Raw genomic sequence first — 15218 nt, 5'->3', positions numbered from 1 at the left:
GTCATCAATAAAGCTAACGGTTGCGACCGGATCTCGTTGCTCAAGCATAGGTCAGCTAGAATCACAGCTATTCCCAAGTTAATTTTTCCTCACCAAAGTAACAAAAGAAGGATGAGAAACAACTCCAACAAAGCTTGCAAGTTTTGACGCTGGTAGCGAGTCGGCATCCCATCGAGCAAGTGATAGATTAGTTCTTGGGCGTGGGCAAGAATGTCCATTGTTCTTGCAGCATATTGGTTTCACGCCCTTTCTCTCACCTTTCAAGCCTGGGTGCAAGATGTGAGCATTCTCACACTTTTTCCTATTTGCAAAGAAAGGTCTGACGATGGATAGCTATCATCGGAAGTTTTTTGAGAGAAGGGTAATAACTTCCTTCAAGTCTTTATATAAGTGGGATTCCATTGGAGCCACCTGCGTTCCAAGGCTTTGGCGATCGCGTCCGCCAACTTACCAAACAGGGCATACATGACGATCGCTAAAACAACGACATCGGTTTGCATGAATTCTCTGGCGTTTGTGGCCATGTAGCCGATGCCTGAATCAGCCGCGATTGTTTCAGCAACAATTAAGGTCAACCACATAATTCCTAAGGAGAAGCGAATGCCGACTAAAATAGATGACATCGCACCTGGGAGGATGATTCGCCAGAATAAGGCCCAGGTATTGAGTCCGTACACTCTCCCCATCTCAATTAAGCCTGGATCGACGTTGCGGATACCATGAAAGGTATTTAGGTAGATGGGAAACATTACTCCCAATGCGACCAGAAACAGTCTGGCTTCTTCCCCAATGCCAAACCACAAAATCACGAGCGGTAGCAGTGCCAAGTTGGGAATGGTGCGTAGCATTTGAACGGAGGTATCAAATAGCTTCTCAGCAATTGGGGAGATGCCATTAAATAATCCTAAAAGAAAGCCGATGCTGCCACCAATAATGAAGCCTGAGATCGCTCGTCTCGCACTCACACCAATATTGACGAACAACTCTCCAGTCTGACTAAGGCGGATTGCTGCTGTGACCACGGCTAAGGGCGCAGGTAGAATTCGCGTAGGAATGATCCCGAACGAGGAGAGCAATTGCCACACAATGAGAATGAAGACTGGAAAAGCCCAGGGGATCAAGGCTTGAATACGGCGATCGCTGAGCAGAACAGCTAATTTGCTGGCGAAAGAATGACGACTCAATGAAGATCGTCGGGCATCAAGTTTGTAGTTAACCATAGGACGTGGTAAAGACAAAGAAGATGGGACTAAAGATGATTGTGCTATCGAGGTCAGCAGTTATTTTTGGCTGATGGTGGTTGGAGTAATGGCTGCATACTCCTCAGGTGTGAGTGTGGCCTCTTTGAGATCAATTCGTTTGGGCAACACCTTATTGCTGTAGAACAAATCAGCAATTCTTTGCTGCTCAGCAATTAGCTCAGGCGTAATGGGTCTTAGGCGATATCGCCGCCGCTGACTCACTGTTTCTAAAAGCGAAATATCTAGCTTTAACTCTGGTTCTAGAAGTTGAGCAACTTCTTTGGGGTTGCTTTCTGCCCATTCTCCCAGTTTGTCAACTTCCTCTAAAATCAGCCGAACCAATTCTGGGTTTTCCTTAGCAAACTGTTTAGAAGCCAGGTAAAATCCACCCTGGGTAGCAATGCCTTTAGCATCTCTGAGAACTCGCCCATTGGCAATTTTTTGGGCGATCGCTAGGTGGGGGTCCCAAGTCACCCAAGCTTCGACTTTGCCCTGAATAAAGGCTTCTCGGACATCTCCTGGCGGCATACTTACGGCTTGGACATCGTTATACTTCAGCCCTACTTCATCCAGGGCTTTCACCAATAGATAGTGAGAGGCAGAGCCTTTTTGGAAGATGACGCGCTTTCCTTTGAGATCGGCAACCGTTTTAATGGGTGAATCTTGAGGAACCACAATGCCGCTACCTTCACCTGTGGAAGGTTGCCGACCTGCCAAATAAACTAAAGAGGCTCCTGCCGCTTGAGCAAAGATGGGGGGTGTTTCTCCTGCCGAACCGATATCTACTTTACCCACATTCATGGCTTCCATGAGTTGCGGTCCAGCGGGAAACTGTGCCCATTCCACCTTGACTCCTAATGGCTCTAACCGCTTCTCTAGAACACCTTTTAATCTGACGATGTCACCAGAGGATTGATAGCCCACATGAACCACTTTGGTCTTAATACCAGTGCCAGGTGAGTTGGTTTTGTCTATGGAGTTTTGGGCATTGGGAGCTTGGCTTGTGCAACCTGTGATTGCGGTTGCAATCATCATGAAACCTGGCACAGCAACCGCTAGAACTCGCTTCAGAATGCCTTGCTGCTGTGACTTAAAGGATGCAACGAGAACCATGAAAATTCCTCTTACAACTGATATCGTGATTCGTTAGGTTTGCTGAAAGTTTCTATCGCTGGCTGATGGTGGTGGGGGTAATCGCTGCATAGAGAGCACTCGATAACAGAGCTGCCGAAATGTTGACAGGCTTAGGTAGAAGATCATTTTCGTAGAACAAATCTGCAACTCGTTGCTGATCCTGAATCAACGCTGGACTGACCGCTCTACGTCCAAAGGTGCGACGACCGACGACTCTCTCTGCCACATCAAGGGAAAGTTTTTGCTCTGGTGCAATCAGTTTTGCAGCTTCGGAGCGGTGGTTGGTCGCCCACTGCTCAATCGTGTCGATCTCCTCGATCACAATCTTTAGCAGTCCTGGATTTTCTTCTGCAAATTTGCGACCACTGATATAATATCCACCCGGGGAATCTAACCCTTCAGCAGTCTTGATCACACGAATCCTACCGAGTTTTTCGGCCAAAGCATAATGTGGATCGCCTGATACCCAAACTGGAATTCTGCCTTCAATAAAGGCACCTCTGGCATCTACGTTAGGCATGCTGCGGATCTTGATATCATTGATCTTCAAACCGACTTCCTGTAGAGCCCGGAGGACGAAATAGTGAGAAGCTGATGCCTTTTGAAACACCACTTCTTGCCCTTTAATGTCTTCGAGCTTTTGAATCGGAGATTCTGGAGGCACGGCAATAATGCTACTACGGCCTGTTTCTGGTGTTCGCTTTGACCCCACAACATAAACAATATCTGCACCAGCGGCTTGAGCAAAAATAGGTGGTGTTTCGCCCACAGAACCAACATCTACTTTGCCCACATTCATGGCTTCCATCAGTTGTGGACCTTGGGCAAACTGAGCCCATTCCACCTTGATGCCTAATGGCTCTAGACGTTTCTCCAATACTCCTGTAACCCTGACGAGATCTCCTGCTTGTTGATACCCCATCCGCAACACTTTGGTTTTGATGTCAGAGGGGTTAGTGCTAGAAGTTGCTGTGTTTTGAGCTGATTTGCTGCAACTACCTAATGCAAGAGTGGTCGATAAACTTAGCATTCCAGGTACTGCAACCTGGAGGAAGCGACGACGACGAATGCGAATATGTGAATTCATAGCTTTGGTGATGATGCGGAAATGGTTTTATTTCCAAGCAACCAAGGCGCTGGCTGTCAGTTCTTCTGTGAAGTGTCCTGAAGGTTCAACGGCCAGTAGAGACTCTTTCAGATCTGCCTCAAATTTTTCGCGATCGCTGCCAAAAAAAGATGGCAGTGCAAAGGCAGTGGAATAGAGATAACCTAGGTAAGAGTCAACAGTCCAAGTTTTCTCGAAGGTGAGATCAAAGGTTTTTTGCTGGACAAATTTTGACTGTGCCAGCACTTCTTCGTGAGGTACTTCTAGGTTTTTCCAAAAGCCCTTGCCTGCTTGACCTGTGCGACGTTGTTCTCCTAGACAGCGTTTGACAGTAGCGATCGCGGCTTGCTTCTAGGGCAGAGAACTATTCCAAGGATCATCTCCGGTTTTGAGGATGGCAATGCCTCCGCCCTCGGACAATAAGGGAGACAGTTTCTCTAGAACCAATTCTCGCTGCATCCAGTGGAAGGAACGACCAAACGTAGCTAAGCGGAACTGACCTAATTCAGGAGAAATCGACTCTGCGCGATCCTGTATCCAACGAATGTGATTGATGCCGAGTGTCTTTGCTTCTGCTTGAGCTTCCTGCAACATCTCTGCATCTGGATCGATCGCTACGACTTCTGCAAACTGATTGCTAAAAGGGATCGCCACTAATCCAGCCCCACAACCGAGATCTAGTAATCGTTCTGCACTATCCAAGTTGAAGAGGTCAGCTAACAGATCAAACAGGGCTTGAGGATAGCGCGATCGATAGCGGGCATAGTACCAAGCAGCGCCTTGAAATAAGGTTGGATCTGGGGTGAAAATTGTTGTAGCCATTGAGAAACTGAGTAAGGTGAGCAGGGAACAATTCGAGAAATTTAAGAAGCGATCGCAAACACATTTTGATTCGGTTCTGGTCTACCCATAACGCGGCGTAGAATCTTCTCGACCGTTTGAGCAAAGACAGCATTCCCCCGTTCTCTCGGTCGCGGTAGGTCAATACGATGATCCAGGGCAATGCGACCGTTCTCGATGAGCACAACTCGATCTGCTAGGACCACTGCTTCCTCGACATCATGAGTGATTAAAAGGGAGGTAAACTGCTGCTCCTGCCAAAGTTTCTCCAAGAGCTGTTGCATTTCAATCCGAGTCAGGGCATCTAAGGCTCCTAGTGGCTCATCTAACAGCAGTAAAGGTGGTTCACTCACCAAGGCTCTTGCTAAAGCAATCCGTTGGCGTTGACCACCCGATAGGACAGAAGGCCACTCAAATGCTCTTTCCTGTAGCCCAACCGCATGGAGCACTTCCAAGGCTTTGCTGCGGACAGAACCACTGGAGCCGAATAAACCTAGTTCTACGTTAGATAGCACTTTCTCCCAAGGCAAAAGTCGCGCATCTTGGAACATCATGCGTACAGTAGGATTAAGGCGATAAGAACGTTTTCCGTCCAAGTAAATATCACCTTCTGTGGGTGCATCTAATCCCGCGACCAAGCGAAGTAATGTACTTTTACCACAGCCACTACGCCCAACGATCGCCACAAATTCTCCAGGCAATATTTCCAGATCAATTCCTTCCAAAACAGTCTGATGACCAAAGGATTTTTTCATTCCTTCAATCGCTACATGCATACCCCGAGGTTCAGATCCCATGTCAAAAATCTCCAAAACTAAAGCGAACCCAGCTCAAATTTCTAGTCCTTACTTAGATTCGTGCAGTGGTTAAAGTCTTTCAATAAGCCAGTCAATGCTTATAAAACATCCTATCTGCCAGTTCTTACGTTTAAGGTGTTGTCTCTAACTGACTTTTGTGATTAATCTACGGTAAATCAATCGACTTACCGTATTTAATAAATGATAGTTTCGCATGGCTGTAGTTAAAAATCAAGCATTTTCGCTTGATATCTCTGTACTTTTAAAGCATCTTTCTGAAATTGATGGATTGATTTAAATAGCTTTATTTCTAGACATTGGGAATACTAAAATGAGGTTTTGAAAGTTACAATTTTTTAGTGTAAGAAAGAACAATTTTATGGTTTATTTATAGATTAAGAATTAGGTTTTTGTTAAAAATATGCTTTACAAGCTGTCAGTTTTCTGCCCTATAACAAATATTAAGGGAGAAGATCAGCTGATCTCCTCCCTTGTAAGTCATTTAGGGCTGTAGTTTTTAGTTGCGGGCAGCTCCAGCAGTGGCAGGAGTAGTGACGAATCTGGCGTAGCGTTCTAAATAGAAGCTGACAGGATTTTCAATACTTTGAACCGAGGGGCGATCGCGCACAGCATGCCACCAGTTCTGGATGCGAGTTGCCTCAGCAGGCAGGCTAAAGTTGCGATACTCTTTCAACGTCGGGAGCCGTTCAAACCAGGGATAGAAGGTGAGATCGACGAGACTCAGGGAATTACCAAACCAGTAAGGCCCTTCTCCTGATAATTTGCCAAATCCTTCTCGCTCGATATACAAGAGAGATTCCTCTAGCTCTTGTCTTCCCTGTTCTTGTTCCTGCGTTGTTTTGCCGCGCAGCAATTTTGAGAATGCAGGGACAAAGCGGGTGTTGGCGTAGTCAATCCAGATGCGGGCGATCGCTCTGGCTCCTGGTTCACTTGGTAAAAGTGGTGGTTCTGGAAACACTTCCTCTAAATATTCGTTGATGATGGCAGACTCGACAATCTCATGATCGCCATGTTTAATTGCTGGAACTTTGCCATAACGTGAGATTTGAGAAAACCATGCAGGTTTATTTTGCAGGTCAATCTCAGTTAATTCGAAGTCAATTCCTTTCTCTAACAACACCAACCGAGTGCGGTGGGCAAAAGGACAGGCTTTGGCACTATAAATTTGAACAATTGTCATTGTTGGCTATCTCTCAAGAAAAACAACAAACTCGCTTAGGGCGCAGGGTTGGGATAACGAGTATGAATGGCATCAATCTCAACCAAAATTGACTCATCGAGCGTGACGTTCACACTGTCTAAGTTCTCTTGTAATTGCTCCAATGTGGTGGCACCGATAATGGTACTGGTGACAAACCAACGGCTGCGAACAAAAGCCAGCGCCAGATGAGCGGGTTTGAGATTGTGGGCGCGAGCGATCTCAATGTAGGCAGCGACCGCTTCTGCAACGTTAGGTTTGCGATAGCGTCCGCCAAACCCTTCAAAACGATTCAGACGGGCGTGGCTGGGAGCACCATTGAGATATTTACCAGAGAGCAGACCAAAGGCCAGCGGGCTGTAGGCGAGGAGCCCCACATTTTCGCGATAGCTCGCTTCTGCCAAAGCAGCATCAAACACGCGATTCACCAAACTGTAGGCATTTTGAATGGAAACGACTTTGGGTAGACCGAGTTGTTTGGCTAAGTGGCTGAATTCAGAGATACCCCAAGGAGTTTCGTTGCTGAGACCGAGATGACGAATTTTGCCTGCTTTGATCACATTTGCGAATACAGCAAGTTGCTCTGCGATCGCCACTGTTTCTCGCTCTTTGCGAAGGTCAAACACGGTTTCGCCAAAACGCGGCACATAGCGATCAGGCCAGTGAAGTTGATAAAGATCGATGTAATCAGTTTGTAAGCGTTTGAGGCTAGCGTCTACAGCCTGCTCAATATTTTTGCGATCGATCTTTTGCTCTCCATCCCGTAGCCAATGAAAATCACGTCCGGGTCCAGCAATTTTGGTGGCAACAATCAGTTGATCCCGTTGTTGACGGCTGAGCCATTCACCAATATAGGCTTCGGTTAAACCCTGCGTGTCTTCCTGCACTGGCACAGGATACATCTCTGCGGCATCAATAAAGTTGACACCTTGAGCGATCGCGTAATCGAGTTGTTGATGAGCCTCGGTAATGGTGTTCTGTTGCCCAAAGGTCATAGTGCCTAAGCAAATTTCAGAAACCTGTAAATCGCTGTCACCTAATTTGTTGTATTTCATGTTCTTGCCAAAAAGAGGTTAGGTTTCACTTAGAGCCAAGGGATCTCTTCACGGGTGTAACGAAAGGCACGGAAGACAGAATTTTGTTCGCCGCGAGCTACAGGGGCGGAATCGAGCGATCGCCCACCGAAGTGCGGATTGACATATTCCCAAACCACTTCACCGTCAGATGTGACTTCAAACAAGCGTCCAAAGGAGCCTTCTGTAATCAGGGTGTTGCCGTTGGCTAAGCGTTGCGCCCCGGAGATGTAGGGGCTGAAGAAGTTTTGCGGAGGATTATCTGTGTACTCCCAGACAATTGCTTGGGTTTGGCGGTTTACCTCAATTACGCGGGAATAGTTGAGGGCTGTGTATTGACGGTGTGCGCCGTTATCGAAAATCAGCAGGTTACCATTTGGCAATTCGTGGGGAAAATGCTGTTGTGCCAGTACTTCTCTTCCAAGTTTCCAAGTAATGTTTCCGGTGGTGCGATCGACAATTACGACGGTGGAAATATTGCGAAAACTCAAAATAATGTTGCCATCTGCCAGTTCTCTGACTGAGTTGCCGTGAGTCCACTCGTGGCGGGGATCTTGATAATTAATCACATCGGTTTCTGGATCAAGATGCTCATAAGCATGCCAACTCCAGATAATCTCTCCGCCAAGTGTAACTTCATGAATCACATCGGCATAGATGTCGCCCTCTGCTTCGGTACCAGGGATGCCGCCTTTAACTTGAGCCACTAGCGATCGCGGAATCTTCTCGATGCACAAAATCAAGGTGTTGCCATTGCGAAGTTGGCAGGCATCATGATGGTGATCGGGATGATGATATTCCCAGACAATGTTGCCGTGGCGATCGGCCTCTAAGACCACGCCGCCCTTAAAGAGCGACCACATGGGAAAACGGCTCTGCGCTTCGGGAACTTTGCCGTTATAAAACAGATTGCCATTGGGGAGCAAATAACCATAAGGCCCAGGTGCATAGGGCAAATGCCATTCGTGTACCACTTTCCCTTTGATATCGGTTAAATACACCTCACCTTGGCCAGTCAACGGCGTAAATAGGGTGTATCCCAGGAAGGTTTTCATGTGGTCGATGGCTCGTAAACCAGTACCACGACGATGAATAGTGTTTTGGTCTACGAGAGGGGTTCTAATAGCGGGTGGCGGGTTAAAGGCGAGAGTCATAAATGAATAGCAAGGAATAGCAAGGATAAATTAACGCAGCTCAAAGCCGAGCTGATGCAGAATGTCATGGAGATGGGCGCGATTGCGTAACGATTCGGCACTGGCGACGCGATCGCTAGAATGCTGGGTCCAATCTCCCTCAACCTTCATGTTTTGCTGGTCATAAAAGGCTGCCATGATCTCGTTGTAATGGGCGATCGCGGCATCTTGGGCTTCCAGGGTGTAGGTTTCGCGATGCAACACCGCTGATTGAGGGAGACGAGGTTTAATCGCGGCTGGGTTGGCGGGATCGGGATAACCGATACAGAGACCGAACACCGCAAAGACCTGTTTCGGCAAACCCAGTTCTGCGGCCACAACGGCGGGTTGGTTGCGAATGCCGCCAATGTAGACGGTGCCCAAATCGAGAGATTCTGCGGCCACAGCAGCGTTCTGGGCAGCCAGAGTAGCATCGATCGCCGACATCAAAAACATCTCTAAATAGTTCAGCCCGTCGTGAGCGAATCCTCTTTGTTCTGCGATGTGAGTAGGGCGAGCCAGATCAGCTAACCAAACCAAAAATAGCGGAGCCTGACGGATATGGGCTTGATTCCCTGCCAGTTGAGCTAAGCGGTCTTTGCGCTCTGGATCTTCGATCGCCACCACACTCCAAGTTTGCAGATTGGAAGATGTGGAAGCAGACTGGGCAGCCGCAATCAGGGTTTCCAGTGTTCCACTAGGGAGGGGCTTGGAGAGATAGGAACGCACAGAACGGTGAGATAACAAGGTTGTCAGGCTACTATTCCAAGGAGCCTCTAGGGTGAGATCAAACGCGCTACCGTAGCGATCGCGTAGCAGGTTAGAAGCATTAGTTGGAGCAGGTGCAGTAAAGGTCATGATCTGAAAAGATAGATTTTGGTCTCAGGTTATAAAGCGACCAGTTCTCGTGCAGCGACCTGAGGTTGGATCGGCTCAGCTTTCACCCAAACTTGGTCTAAGCCGCCGCTAATCAAGTAGTGCTTTTGGTTGGGGTCTTGTTCGGGGTAATCCAGGCGTTTGTGCATGCCGCGAGATTCTTGCCGTTGCAAACCACTGCTATACATCCAGCGAGCCGTAGCTACCATTGCCGCTGTTTCACGAGAGCGAATCACATCATTAGCAGTGGGGGTGGCGCTATTGCGAATCTCCTGCCACAAACTGTTTAAGCGGCCCAGCGACTCATTCAACATAGACCCTGATCGGAACAGGTTGCGATCGTAGGGCATCACTTCTGCCTGAATTGCGGCGATCGTCTCTTGAGCAGTCAGCGATCGCCCTCCCTCACCCCGTAATCCTGCTGTCCCCACGCCTTGCACATGTCGCTGAGTTGCTTGCTCTCCCAAGCTTTGAGCAAAGGTGGCAGCGGATTGTCCTGCCCAGTAACCCGATGACATGGCCCAGGCCGCATTGTGGCTCCCCCCTCCGGTAAATCCACCACAGATTAATTCGCGAGTAGCAGCATCTCCTGAGGCATAGAGTCCGGGAACAGAGGTGGTGCAGGTGCGATCGGTGATGCGAATACCGCCTGTACCGCGAACTGTGCCCTCCAGACGCATCGTGATCGGGAAGCGTTGGTTAAAGGGATCAATGCCCGCGCGATCGAATGCCACAAAGAAGTTGGGTTGAGATCCCCGCATCCAGGCTTTCGTCTCTTCGGTCATATTTTGATCCAAGCGAGCATAGACAGGCTGGCTCAACAGTGTCTTGGCAATCACCGAGCGTCCCCGCTTCGAGCCTGCGCCTTCAATCACCGTGCCGTCTTCGTAGGTGAAGGAAGCCCAGTCGTAAAAACGAGTTTTGGTGACTGAGGAGAAACCGGGAGAGATGGCATAGGCATTGGAGAATTCCATGCCGGAGAAGTCAGCGCCCGCTTCGGCTGCCATCAAGTAACCATCTCCAGTCAACACGTTGCAACCCAAGGCTTTGCTGAGGAAGGCACAGCCCCCCGTGGCAATCACGACTGCGCCTGCTTTCACGGTCCAAGGTTCTTGTGTATTCCGGTTGATGCCACTGGCTCCCGCAACGGCTCCGTCGCTATCTACCAGTAATTCTAGGGCGGGACTATGGTCTAAAATTTTGACTCCAGCCTGGCGGATCTGCTTCCGCATGAAGCGCATGTAGTCTGGGCCTTGCAGCGATCGCCGAATCGGTTTGCCCTCGGCATCTGACTGAAAAGAATATCCCAAATCCGCTAGAGAATTAATGTTGTCATAGGTGCGATCGAGCACTCGCTCCATCCACGATCGCTGAGCCAGAAAACCACCCATCGCCTCGCGGCTCGCCATTGCTGCTTCCCGTTGCTCTGGGTCGGGGGCCACATACCAAACACCATTGCCTGATGCTGCGGCTGCGCCACTGGTGCCACAGTAGCCTTTATCTACCAAGATCACCTTGGCTCCATTGCTGGCAGCACTCCAAGCGGCCCAAGCGCCAGAGGGTCCACCCCCAATCACCAAGACATCGGCAGTCAAATTCAGGCCCGAAACATGGCTGGAAGCGGCATCGCTCGTGATTTGACGATTCATACATTCGCTCCTTCAGATCAAAATATGGAAAGGGGTTAAGGATTCGCAGCTTGCCAATCTTTGATGTCAAAATCAGACTTCAACAACTGCTGCTCTGCTAAAAATTGTTTGGTCGAGGTCAAGAGCTGCAAGCCTCTGTCGTTGAAAGGTTCCGTGGGGTAGAGATTGAGAGGATAAGACGCTTTCGCTGCTGACAACGACAACCCTCCACTCTCCTTGGCGGCAAATTGGTAGAAAGCTTCTGAGTTGGCTTTGATGTCTGCCAGAGCCTTTTGCCGAGTTTGGTTCCACTGTTTAGGCAGTTCCGGATATTTAGCTAAGGCAGCTTCCGTGACGATGCTGACCCCGGTTCCGACCAAATCATCATGGATACTGGCTTGGTCGATCGCTCGGAATCCCTGCTCTAGCAAGGTTGGCCCTACCCCCATTGCAAACGGATAGGCCACAATATCTCCCCGTTCGATCGCGGCTCTGGCATCGGCTGGTTTCATTTGGATAATTTTCACGTCTGACGTGAGTTTGTTCTCCTCTAGCAAACCAATCAGATAGCGATGGAGATAAGTGCCCTTAGCGACCCCTACCTTCTTGCCTTTGAGGTCTGCTAGCGATCGCACGTCGTCTTGCTTGGTCAGCAACCAGGCATCCTGACCAACACGAGTTTGATTAATCAGCTTCGTAGGCAAGCCTGCCGATCGCCCCACCAAGGCTGGTGTGTCCCCATATAAGCCTAGGTCTAGCGCTCCGCTGGAAAGGGCTTCATTCAGCGCGGGTCCACCATCAAAGGGCACAAAGCGAACTTCTTGAATCCCCAGGCTTTTTAGTTCCTGGTTCCACCAGCCTTTTTGGTGTGCCCATCCCTCCGGACCCAATGGCACTCGACTTTCGGTACTAATGAAGCCAACGCGCAACACTGCCTGATCTCCAGCTTTGGCGACTGAGCTGGTAGCAGAGGCACTGTTGGCGATCGCCGTAGAGTTAATTTGGCTTTGTTGCGAAGAACAACTTGCAGCCGTTACTACCAGGGCATAGGTAGTCAAAGAGGTGAGAAAGTGATTGAGAAATTTGCGTCGCCCAAGTCGATGAATCATGATCTATGTGAATGAATAGTGACTCTCTAGCTGAGAGGAGATCTGCTATTTTTTGCGTCCCTTTCCCCAGCCCACATCTTCTCGGTAGCTCCCCAGCAAGCCTGCAGCGACTAATTCCGCTTCATCCACAGGCACCGACTCATCAGCGTTAGGAGCCACATAGAGGGCATCTACTGGACAATACAATTCGCACATAAAACAGGTCTGACAATCACTTTTGCGAGCGATCGTGGGGGGCTTGCCAGGAACTTTATCAAAGACATTGGTGGGGCAAGCCGTGACACATAAATTGCATTGGATGCAACGGGAGGCACTGACAAGTTCAATCACAGGGTTAGTACCCATTCAAATACTACTGTTTATCTACCGATTTACCGTAGATTAACTTTGGAGTATGTCATAGTCGCTGGGTAAATACAAGTATTTTTGGAACAAATTATCGGGTTAACTAATTGTTAGATAATCTAATGAATCAGTAAATAGGTATGTTACTAATTGTTAGAGAGTCTAACTAGAAAACAACGGTATCCATGAGGCAATCGATTCAAGATGCAGGATTTCCAGAGCCAGAAGCCTTTTCACCCGTTCCATCTTTGGTCAGTCAGCGTCCACTGTTGGAAACCCAAGCCCTAACTCGTCGCTTCGGCAAATTTACGGCAGTGAATGGCGTAAATCTGGCAGTACAACCGGGTGAGGTTTTTGGGTTGCTGGGGCCGAATGGGGCAGGCAAGAGTACCGTGATCAAAATACTGACCACTTTACTTCCCGCGACCAGTGGCAAAGCGGCGATCGCAGGCTTTGATGTCACCCGTCAGGCAGCAGCGGTACGGCGAGTCATTGGTTATGTACCGCAAGCGCTCTCTGCCGATGGCAGTTTGACTGGCTATGAGAACTTGTTGATCTTCGCCAAACTCTATGATATTCCCTACACCCAACGCGATCGCCGGATTCGAGAACTGCTGGCGTTCATGGGTTTGCAGGATGCAGCCGATCGCTTGGTGCGTACCTACTCCGGCGGCATGATTCGACGGTTGGAGGTGGCACAATCCATTTTGCATCGTCCCCAGATTCTTTTTTTGGATGAACCCACCGTGGGTTTAGATCCGTTGGCTCGTAGCTCAGTTTGGGCCTTGGTGCGGCAGCTCTGTACTGATTACGGCACCACTGTGTTTCTCACCACCCATTTTCTCGATGAAGCAGATGCGTTATGTCAGCGCGTTGCCATTATGCACCAAGGTAGCGTGATTACCACAGGTTCGCCTGCTGAGCTCAAAGCCTCGCTAAATCAGCGTGATGCAACCTTGGATGACGTGTTTATCCACTACACCGGAGACCAATTAACCACAGGAGCTAGCTACCGTGAAACTTCAAGAACTCGACGTACCACTCAACGGTTGGGATAAGCCCAGATCGCATCCGCTGAGTCGGGGATGGGGGGCGATCGCTGAACTGATCAACAAAACGCTGGTGATTACAGAACTAGAAGTCCGCAAACTCCGCCACGATCCCAGTGATTTGTTTTTGCGAGCGGTCCAACCCACGCTCTGGTTGCTGATTTTCGGTCAAGTGTTTACTCGCATTCGCGGCATTCCTACTGGGGATCTGCCTTACCTGGATTTCATGGCGGCGGGAATTCTGGCTCAGAGTGTTCTCTTCGTCTCCATTTTTAGTGGCGGCATGTCAATCATCTGGGAAAAAGACCTGGGGATCGTGCATAAGTTTTTGGTTAGCCCCACGCCACGGGAGGCAATGGTGCTGGGCAAAGCCTTGGCTTCAGGGATTCGCAGCTTGTCTCAGGTGGCTATTGTCTATCTGTTATCGCTGCTGTTAGGGGTGAAGCTCAATCCTAGCCCCGTGGCGATCGCCGGAGTCGTGCTGATTGTGTTGCTGGGTGCAGCCTGTTTTTCCCTCTTTTCGATAATCGTTGCCTGTTTAGTGAAGTCGCGAGAGCGATTCAACGGCATGGGGCAACTGATGACGATGCCTCTCTTCTTCGCCAGCAACGCCATTTATCCGATTACTCTGATGCCCCAGTGGTTGCAGGTGCTTTCTCACCTCAACCCACTCACCTATGAAGTGGATGCCCTGCGAGGCACGATGCTAGCAAATGGTTCTAGTACCTACGGGTTTGGGTTAGATTGCGCCATTTTATTGCTGGTGATTACCATTTTCACGATCATTGGTGGCCGACTTTATCCCCAAGTTGGCATGTAGTGTCTTATTTCACCCAATCTAAGCGAAAGTAGAGAAAGGGCAATTCATACAGACAGTAGAATGAGTGCTCTAAATCATGCATCGTATCTGTGGCTTGGGGAGAATCAGCGTCCAATGGGATCGAGAAAACCTGCTCGGAAGAAGGTTGTAGAGCAATGTGCGGCGAGAGTGATGGAAACTGTCCCTCTCGTGATGCGGTTTATTCGAGCAGATATGCGGGTGCGGGGTTCTTACGAAGAAATTTCAGTGCCTCAATTCCGCAGCTTGGCCTTTCTCGATAAAAATCCCGGCGCTTCTCTGTCAGAACTGGCAGACCATTTAGGCGTGACGCGGGCCACAGCCTCAGCCAATACCGAACGTTTGGTGCAGCGCAATTTTGTCGATCGCTGCGACCATCCGGAAGAACGGCGGCGAGTGGTCCTGAAGTTGACCCCAGCAGGCAAAGAACACTTGGAAGCAACCCGCGCCCAAACTCGGTTGTACATTGGGGATCTGCTGACCTCTCTCAGTGATGACGACATCACCCAAGTCGAAGCAGGATTGTCGCTTCTGAAACAAGTGTTTGAACAATCCGCTGACTCGACCTAAACAAATATTGGCGTTGCTGAAAGAGTAATGCTGGCTTTGGCACAATGAAGGTATGAAATGTCCTCAATGTCACTCCACTCACACGGCTAAAAACGGTCACCGTCGCGGAAGACAGTGCTATCAGTGCAAGCAGTGTGGTCGCCAATTTCTCGAGTCTTACCGTCCTTGGGCTTACTCCGATGACATCAAGCAACTGTGCATCAAAATGTATCTCAATGGCAT

Annotated in this window: 17 protein-coding genes; 3 read left to right on the top strand and 14 right to left on the bottom strand. The window is 49.2% G+C overall.

The window, feature by feature from the left end:
• Window positions 1-89: 89 nt before the first annotated feature.
• The 14 genes from H6F68_RS29450 to H6F68_RS21860 form a co-directional block, all read right to left on the bottom strand.
• Window positions 90-218, bottom strand: coding sequence for a hypothetical protein (locus H6F68_RS29450; protein ID WP_277876135.1), 129 nt, complete (start codon window positions 216-218; stop codon window positions 90-92).
• 156 nt (window positions 219-374) lie between these two features.
• Window positions 375-1220 carry an aliphatic sulfonate ABC transporter permease SsuC gene (gene ssuC / locus H6F68_RS21915; RefSeq protein ID WP_190562286.1) on the bottom strand — a complete coding sequence of 282 codons (846 nt, stop codon included), beginning with the start codon at window positions 1218-1220 and terminating at the stop codon, window positions 375-377.
• Between the two features lie 60 nt (window positions 1221-1280).
• Entirely contained in the window at window positions 1281-2354 is a 1074-nt protein-coding gene (locus H6F68_RS21910) for a sulfonate ABC transporter substrate-binding protein (RefSeq protein ID WP_199300239.1), read from the bottom strand.
• A 52-nt stretch (window positions 2355-2406) separates the two neighbouring features.
• Complete coding sequence (locus tag H6F68_RS21905; protein WP_190562284.1) at window positions 2407-3462, bottom strand: aliphatic sulfonate ABC transporter substrate-binding protein; 1056 nt, start codon at window positions 3460-3462, stop codon at window positions 2407-2409.
• 27 nt (window positions 3463-3489) lie between these two features.
• Complete coding sequence (locus H6F68_RS28590; protein WP_199300238.1) at window positions 3490-3726, bottom strand: hypothetical protein; 237 nt, start codon at window positions 3724-3726, stop codon at window positions 3490-3492.
• A 105-nt stretch (window positions 3727-3831) separates the two neighbouring features.
• Complete coding sequence (locus H6F68_RS28585; RefSeq protein ID WP_199300237.1) at window positions 3832-4302, bottom strand: bifunctional 2-polyprenyl-6-hydroxyphenol methylase/3-demethylubiquinol 3-O-methyltransferase UbiG; 471 nt, start codon at window positions 4300-4302, stop codon at window positions 3832-3834.
• Window positions 4303-4343: 41 nt separating this feature from the next.
• Window positions 4344-5117 (bottom strand): ATP-binding cassette domain-containing protein, encoded by a 774-nt coding sequence (locus H6F68_RS21895; RefSeq protein WP_190562282.1) that lies wholly within the window; start codon window positions 5115-5117, stop codon window positions 4344-4346.
• A gap of 517 nt (window positions 5118-5634) precedes the next feature.
• Window positions 5635-6318, bottom strand: a complete 684-nt coding sequence (locus tag H6F68_RS21890) for a glutathione S-transferase family protein (protein WP_190562280.1) — start codon at window positions 6316-6318, stop codon at window positions 5635-5637.
• A 35-nt stretch (window positions 6319-6353) separates the two neighbouring features.
• A complete protein-coding gene (locus H6F68_RS21885) occupies window positions 6354-7391 on the bottom strand; it encodes an NADP(H)-dependent aldo-keto reductase (protein ID WP_190562278.1) in 1038 nt (345 codons plus the stop codon).
• A 29-nt stretch (window positions 7392-7420) separates the two neighbouring features.
• Window positions 7421-8563: an aryl-sulfate sulfotransferase gene (locus tag H6F68_RS21880; RefSeq protein ID WP_190562276.1), complete on the bottom strand. Its 1143-nt coding sequence runs from the start codon at window positions 8561-8563 to the stop codon at window positions 7421-7423.
• Between the two features lie 30 nt (window positions 8564-8593).
• A complete protein-coding gene (locus H6F68_RS21875; protein WP_190562274.1) occupies window positions 8594-9439 on the bottom strand; it encodes an NADPH-dependent oxidoreductase in 846 nt (281 codons plus the stop codon).
• 29 nt (window positions 9440-9468) lie between these two features.
• On the bottom strand, window positions 9469-11106 hold the full coding sequence (locus H6F68_RS21870; RefSeq protein WP_190562272.1) for an FAD-dependent oxidoreductase: 1638 nt from the start codon (window positions 11104-11106) through the stop codon (window positions 9469-9471).
• Window positions 11107-11141: 35 nt separating this feature from the next.
• Complete coding sequence (locus tag H6F68_RS21865) at window positions 11142-12194, bottom strand: ABC transporter substrate-binding protein (RefSeq protein WP_190562270.1); 1053 nt, start codon at window positions 12192-12194, stop codon at window positions 11142-11144.
• Window positions 12195-12239: 45 nt separating this feature from the next.
• Window positions 12240-12539, bottom strand: a complete 300-nt coding sequence (locus H6F68_RS21860; RefSeq protein WP_199300236.1) for a 4Fe-4S binding protein — start codon at window positions 12537-12539, stop codon at window positions 12240-12242.
• A gap of 185 nt (window positions 12540-12724) precedes the next feature.
• On the opposite strand from H6F68_RS21860, the gene H6F68_RS21855 reads away from it, so the two are divergent.
• The 3 genes from H6F68_RS21855 (at window position 12725) to H6F68_RS21845 (ending at window position 14996) form a co-directional block, all read left to right on the top strand.
• Complete coding sequence (locus tag H6F68_RS21855; protein ID WP_190562267.1) at window positions 12725-13597, top strand: ATP-binding cassette domain-containing protein; 873 nt, start codon at window positions 12725-12727, stop codon at window positions 13595-13597.
• Window positions 13554-14408, top strand: a complete 855-nt coding sequence (locus tag H6F68_RS21850) for an ABC transporter permease (protein ID WP_190562265.1) — start codon at window positions 13554-13556, stop codon at window positions 14406-14408. The genes H6F68_RS21855 and H6F68_RS21850 overlap by 44 nt, the downstream gene beginning before the upstream one ends.
• A 114-nt stretch (window positions 14409-14522) precedes the next feature.
• Window positions 14523-14996 carry a MarR family winged helix-turn-helix transcriptional regulator gene (locus H6F68_RS21845; RefSeq protein ID WP_190562263.1) on the top strand — a complete coding sequence of 158 codons (474 nt, stop codon included), beginning with the start codon at window positions 14523-14525 and terminating at the stop codon, window positions 14994-14996.
• Window positions 14997-15218: the final 222 nt, after the last annotated feature.

The sequence above is a fragment of the Trichocoleus sp. FACHB-262 genome (assembly GCF_014696035.1).
Taxonomy (GTDB): Bacteria; Cyanobacteriota; Cyanobacteriia; order FACHB-46; family FACHB-46; genus Trichocoleus.
This window is presented reverse-complemented; position numbering and strand designations above follow the sequence as displayed.